This is a genomic window from Teichococcus vastitatis (genome assembly GCF_003604215.1).
Lineage (GTDB): Bacteria > Pseudomonadota > Alphaproteobacteria > Acetobacterales > Acetobacteraceae > Pseudoroseomonas > Pseudoroseomonas vastitatis.
The window spans coordinates 1-6,627 of record NZ_QXGS01000077.1; the positions used below are offsets into that span (position 1 = coordinate 1).

The 6,627-nt window shown below is 64.6% G+C and carries 3 protein-coding genes and 1 pseudogene; all 4 read right to left on the minus strand.

The annotated features are described in order from the left end of the window. Positions 1-119 precede the first annotated feature (119 nt). Positions 120-3,164: a Calx-beta domain-containing protein gene (locus tag D2K64_RS22540; protein ID WP_120010629.1), complete on the minus strand. Its 3,045-nt coding sequence runs from the start codon at positions 3,162-3,164 to the stop codon at positions 120-122. A 90-nt stretch (positions 3,165-3,254) separates the two neighbouring features. Then, on the minus strand, positions 3,255-5,078 hold the full coding sequence (glmS, locus tag D2K64_RS22545) for a glutamine--fructose-6-phosphate transaminase (isomerizing) (protein ID WP_120010630.1): 1,824 nt from the start codon (positions 5,076-5,078) through the stop codon (positions 3,255-3,257). Continuing rightward, complete coding sequence (gene glmU, locus D2K64_RS22550) at positions 5,078-6,415, minus strand: bifunctional UDP-N-acetylglucosamine diphosphorylase/glucosamine-1-phosphate N-acetyltransferase GlmU (protein ID WP_274379328.1); 1,338 nt, start codon at positions 6,413-6,415, stop codon at positions 5,078-5,080. Before glmU ends, glmS begins: the two co-directional genes overlap by 1 nt. Positions 6,416-6,510: 95 nt before the next feature. Further along, positions 6,511-6,627, minus strand: a pseudogene (locus D2K64_RS26035) (hypothetical protein); the annotation flags it as partial.

Here is a 6,627-nt window from a genome sequence, read left to right on the forward strand (position 1 = left end):
CTCTGGCGACGACAGCATCAGGCGGCCGCACGTGCCGCTCACCTCAAGTCACGCTGTAAAAAGCAACTGTAGTACTAAGGGGCGAAGTTCAGGAGAGAATAATTTAACCTGCAGTCTAATCAGATAATATAAAAATCTGCTTGAGACAGAACTGTTCCCATATTCAGTCTGACGAACTCTATTGCTGCTCCAGCGCCATTGCCGTCTGCATCATACGAGACAATCCCTGTGCTCCGATCGTACAGGATGCGGTCATCTGCATCCTGTGCAGCCCCATTTCGGAAAAAGTTGGAAGCCAGAACCAGCGGATTGTTAGCTGATGCGCTGGGCCGCCCCACATTGAAGATGGCGTTCTCCAAGAACAATGCCTCGGTCGCGAGATCAATATCCGTGATGGTATCGACATTACTCGCCGAAGGCGCCGTATCGAAGATGAAGCGGTCGGTGCCCGCGCCACCGGTCAGGATGTCGTTGCCAAGGCCGCCACGCAGCCGGTCATTGCCCGCGCCGCCATCGAGGGTGTCATTTCCCGCAGCCCCGTTGAGAGTGTCCGCTCCACCAAGGCCGTTGATGGTGTCGGAGCCTGCCGTGCCGTTGAGGGTGTTGGCGGCAGCATTGCCGTTGATCAGGTTCGGAGTAGTGGCCGCGTCGTTGTCGGAGATCGTGCCAACTCCGTTTCCGTCAGCGATCGTTGCCCCTGTCGGGTCTGTCAGGTTGAAGTTGAAGGTCTCCGCTGCCTCCACCGCCGTATCGTTGGTGGTCGCGACCGCAACCGTTTTGGAGGTTTCACCTGCCGCGAAGGTCAGGGTACTGGAAGTGGCGGTGTAGTCGGATCCGGAAAGAGCTGTTCCGTTTGCTGTCGCGTAGCCCACGGTCACCGGCCCTGCAGCCGCGGCGGAAAGGGCGATCGTGAATGCCGCCTGTCCACCTTCCGTCACTGTGACATCCGAAACGCTCAGCGTCGGACGGGGAACCGGTTCATCATTGTCGGCGATCCTGCCAACACCCACCGCCTTCTCGCCCAGTGTTGCGCCGCTCGGGTTTGTCAGGGTGACGTTGAAGGTCTCATCCGGTTCGTCGGACGTGTCCTGGGCTGTCTGAACCGTAATGGTCTTGGTGGTCTCACCTGCCGCAAACGTCACTGCAGCATTGGCTGATGAATTCACGTAGTCGCTGGCAGAGGTAGCGGTTCCAGGCGAGGTGGCATAGTTGACCGTTACAGGCCCGCGAGCAGGACCCGATAGCGTCACCGTGAAGCTGGCGATACCGCCCTCGTCGACCGTGGCATCCGAGATGGTCACGGCTGGAATGGGGGACGAAGGCGGCTCATCGGACGCGTCGATGAAGAGCGTCGCGCCATCACGGTAGAACGAGGCGCCGCCGTCATAGAACGTGCCGGCTGGCCCCGTTGTCGGGTCCTCGAAACCATCCGGACGGAAGATGATCCCGACGACACCACCGGCGGCCTTGGCGCCTTCCACCGTGGCGGCATCGAGTGTGATGTTAACCCAGGCCCGATTCTGTGGACCGCTGGTGGTGAAGCTGGCCGTGCCCGCTTCCGTGCCGGCATTCCAGTCGGCTGTCGTCACTCGGCCGTCCCCGGCATAGACATAGGCTTTCAAGCGTTCCGGGCTATCCCACACATGCTCCATCTGTACCCGCAGGGCTGCGCCAGTAACTGTGCCGCTGACGGATGACAGATCGAATTCGAGCGCGCCGCGGTGTTCCTCATCCATGCCCTCGTAGTCGCGTTGCATGGTCGTCAGAACAGATGTCAGAGTATCGACGCTGTCCGGACCGGCACCATTGGCGGTGTTGTCCAGGATCCTGCCGGTGGACACCGCCGTGAAGGTCAAGTCGCCGGGAGGTGGCGGGCCATCCGCATCGCTGGCGTTGATGGCGGCCGTGCCGCTGGCCTTACCGATGGTTCCGCCTGCCGCATTCGACAGGTTAAGCTGGAATGCCTCGGCCCTTTCCTGGTCAGGGTCGTCGTTGACGGCCACAACTACCGATGTGGTTGTCTGGCCAGCGTTGAACGTGATCTTGCCAGCTTTGCCGATATAGTCTGCCCCGTCCACCGCCGTGCCGTTCTCGGTGGCATAGTTGAGGGTGACCGTCTCTCCGGCCGCAGGAGCCTGGGAGAGGGAGACAGCGAAGACAGCATTGCCGCCTTCGTTCACCGTCACATCGTTGACCGAGATCGTCCGGCCCACCGGTGTTTCATTGTCGTCATCGATGATGGTGCCGTTGGCCGTCGCGTCGCCCAGCGTCATTCCTACGGGACTGATGAGGGTCATGACAACGGTTTCATCGTCCTCAACGAGCGTGTCCTGCTTCGTCTGGACGGTTACCGTCTTGGTGGTTTCGCCCGCCGCGAAATCCAACGTGCCAGCCGACGACGTCCAGTCCTGCACGTTGGGGCTGAGGGAGGAGAAGTACTGCACCAATGTGGGACCCGCCGCCGGCGCGCTCAGGGTCACGGTGAAGGCCATCAAGCCGCCCTCGGCCACGCTGGTATCGGCAATGCTGACGGAAGGCTGCGCTGCGGGAGCATCGTTGTCGGTGATGCGCCCGACGGCTCCATCCTTGAGGAGGACCGCACCGACGGGGTCGGAGAGCGTCACGGAGAAGGTCCCGGTGTCGCGCGGATCGTCCACCGTATCGTCGATGGTTGTGACCGGCAGCGTCACGCTGGTCTGGCCAGCCGGAATGGTGATGGTGCCAGATTTGTCCTGGTAATCCTGACCCGCCGTCGCGGAGTCCGGCACGATGACGTAGTCAACAGTCACGTCCGTGTTGACGGCTCGGCTCAGGGTGATGGCAAAGACGGCTTGGCCGCCTTCCACGACCACAGGCGCGTCGGCGATCGAGACCGTGGGCGGATCGGTCGGCTCTGCGCCCGTGGTGGTCTCGCTGACGATGTTCCAGTTGCCGTCGAAGATGCGGGTGGTGACCGTATCGCCTTCGGTGATGACCAGCTTCGCCGAAACCAACTGCTCATTGGCGCCGTATTCTTCGGTGGTGACGGTGCCGCCATTGGTGGTGACAACGGTTGCCCCGGTAAAGGTCCAATCAGCAAGAAACTGATTGGTCCGCACGACATTGCCGTCGGTAGTGACGACCGTCCAGGTACCGTTCGGGTTCTGAGTAACAACTGGCTCCACGATGAATCCCCCCCAAGAAGATTATAATGATGATGAAGCAGCGGTGTGCCGATGCGGGCGGCGAGGCTTCAGGCCAGTGGCAAGCGCCCGCTATTCCACCGTTACGCTTTTCGCCAGGTTGCGGGGCTGGTCCACGTCCGTGCCCTTCAGCACCGCCACGTGATAGGCCAGGAGTTGCACCGCGATGGCGTAGAGGATGGGCGCTGAGAAGGCGCAGACCGTCGGCAGCTTGATCACCCGCTCCGCGAAGCGCGACAAGCGCCCGGCGCCGTCCGCGTCGGTGAGAGCCATGATGCGGCCACCGCGCGCAGCTGCCTCTTGAAGATTGCTCGCGGTCTTCTCGAAGAGCGGACCGCTCGGGCACAAGGCAATAACGGGAACGTTGCCGTCGACGAGCGCGATCGGTCCATGCTTCATCTCGCCGGCCGCATAGCCTTCGGCGTGGATGTAGCTGATCTCCTTCAGCTTCAGCGCGCCTTCGAGAGCGATCGGGTAGAGGCTGCCACGGCCGAGAAAGAGCACGTCCCGCGCCTTGGCGATCTCCGCCGCAAGTTCTCGGAGCTGCTCGTTCTGTTCCAGCACCAAGGCGGCGTTTCCCGGCACCTCGAGCAGTGCCTGGGTCAGGCGCCCCTCGTCGAGCGTGGAGAGTTCCCGCCGCGCCCGGCCGAAGCCGATGGCGAGGCAGGCCATGACCGCAAGCTGCGCGGTGAAGGCCTTGGTGGAGGCGACGCCGATCTCCGGCCCGGCGGCGGTCAGCACCGCGCCGTCGCTTTCCCGCGCCATTGAGCTTTCGGGCACGTTGACGACGGACAGGGTTTTCTGCCCGCCTTCCTTCAGCAGGCGCAGCGCCGCCATGGTATCCGCGGTTTCACCGGACTGGCTGACGAGGATGGCGGCACCGCCCTCCACCAGCGGCGGGTCGCGATAGCGGAGCTCGCTGGCCACATCCGCGTCCACCGGCAGCCTGGCCAGCTGCTCGATCCAGTAGCGGCCGACCGAGGCAGCCAGAAAGGCGCTGCCGCAGGCGGAGATGGTGAGGCGCGGAACACGTGCGGGTTCAAAGGGCAGGCGCGGCAGACGCACCTCCAGCGTCTTCGGGTCCAGGTACTGCCGCAAGGTGTCGCCCAGCACGGCCGGATGCTCGTGCAGTTCCTTTTCCATGAAGTGGCGGTAATTGCCTTTGCCGGTGGCCGCGCCGGAGACCGCCGTGACCACCACCTCCCGCTCTACCGGCCGGTGCCGGCCATCGAAGAATTGCGCACCCTCGCCGTCCATCACGGCCCAGTCGCCTTCCTCCAGATAAGCGATGCGGCGGGTGAGCGGCGCGAGCGCGAGGGCGTCGGAGCCCACGAACATCTCGCCCTCACCGAAGCCGATGGCGAGGGGAGCACCCTGCCTGGCGCACATCAGCAGTTTCGGATGGCCGGAGAAAATGGCCGCGAGCGCGAAGGCGCCATGCACGCGCTTCAGTGCGGAGGCGAAGGCCTCACGCGGCGGCCGGCCTTCGGCCAGGAAGTGGTCCACCAGGCGGACAAAGGTTTCGGTATCCGTCTCCGTCTCGAACTCCGCTCCCTTCGCTTCCAGCTCCGCCCGCAACTCGGCATGGTTCTCGATGATGCCATTGTGCACCACGCTGACCTGGCGGGTGGAATGCGGGTGGGCGTTGCGCTCGGTGGGTGCGCCATGCGTCGCCCAGCGGGTGTGGCCGATGCCGATGGTGCCGGTCAGCGGCTGGCGGTCCAGCGTGGCGGCAAGGTTGGCAAGTTTCCCCTCGGCACGGCGGCGGTCGATCTGCCCGTTCACGAGCGTGGCGACACCGGCACTGTCATAGCCACGGTATTCCAGCCGGCTCAGCGCCTCCAGCAGCAATGGCGCCGCCTCTGCTTTTCCGACCACGCCCACGATGCCGCACATCAGCTCATTTCCTTCATTGCAATGGCCTTGTCCGCGGCCTGTTTGCCCTTGAAGCCTCGATCCGGCTTGTTGGCCTGGCGGCCGCGTGCGATGGCCAGCGCGTCCTCCGGCACGTCCTCGGTGATGACGCTACCGGCAGCGACCAAGGCGCGATCGCCGACCCGTACCGGTGCCACCAGCGCGGTGTTGCTACCGACGAAGGCGCCGGTGCCGATCTCGGTCCGGTGCTTGCTCACGCCGTCATAGTTGCAGGTGATAGTGCCGGCGCCGATATTTGCTCCCGCGCCAACTTTGACGTCGCCCAGGTAGCTCAGGTGATTGGCCTTGGCGCCCTCACCCAGCATCGCCGCCTTCAGTTCGACGAAGTTTCCAACGTGCGCGGCGCGACCCACCTCCGTACCCGGGCGCAGCCGCGCGAAGGGGCCGATGATGGTGCCGCGGCGCACCGTGCAGCCCTCCAGATGGCTGAAGGCGCGGATCTCAACGCTGTTCTCCACCATAACCCCCGGCCCGAAAACCACATTCGGGCCGATCGTCACGTCCTCGCCGAGCTGCGTGTCCCAGGAAAGGAACACTGTCTCCGGCGCGGTCATCGTCGCGCCTCCCGCCATGGCGGCGGCACGCAGCCGCGCTTGCGTCCCGGCTTCGAGCAACGCCAGCTCGGCGCGGCTGTTGGCACCGGCGAGTTCAGCTTCTGCCGCCTCCTCCGCCACCACGCGCTTCCCCTCTGCGGCGGCCAAGCCGACAATGTCGGTGAGGTAGTACTCGCCCTTGGCATTCTTATCGTTGATGGCATCAAGCCAGCGGAACAGGTCGGCATCCCGGGCACAGACCACGCCGGCATTGCAGAGGCCGATGGCCCGCTCCACCTCGGAGGCGTCTGCCCATTCCACGATGCGATCCACGTTGCCCGCAGGGCTCAGCACCACCCGGCCGTAGCGCCCGGGATCGGCCGGCCGCCTGGCCAGCAAGGCAAGGCCGGCCTCATCGCGCTTTCCGATCAGACGGCGGATGGTCGGCACGCTGATCAGCGGGTTGTCGGCATAGAGCACCGCAACGTCGCCTGAGAAGTCGCGCAGCAGCGGCGCTGCCTGACGCGCTGCGTGGCCGGTTCCCAGACGCTCCGCCTGCACCACCGTCGCATGCGGTGCCACCGCTTTCTCCAGCGCCGGCATCTCTGGACCGACGACCACCACGATCCGCTCGAAGACCTGCTCGCAGGCGGCGAGCAGGTGATTGATCATCGGCTTCCCGGCGAGCGGATGGAGCGCTTTTGGCAGCGCACTGCGCATGCGGGTGCCAAGGCCGGCGGCAAGGATAATGGCCGCGCTCGGCACGGCGGGGATCACGCCGCAGGCACCAATTCGCAGACGTCAGCCTTGATTGCCTTATGACGGCCCTTTCTGTCCTCGAATGGAGGCACGTCGGCCATGGCCGCCCGTGCGCGGATCAGGGCGGAGAGGCCCATCACGGTGTCCTCCACCAGGGCCTCTTCCTCGGCTTCCGCCATGACGCGGATCACCGGCTCGGTGCCGCTGGCGCGGATCAG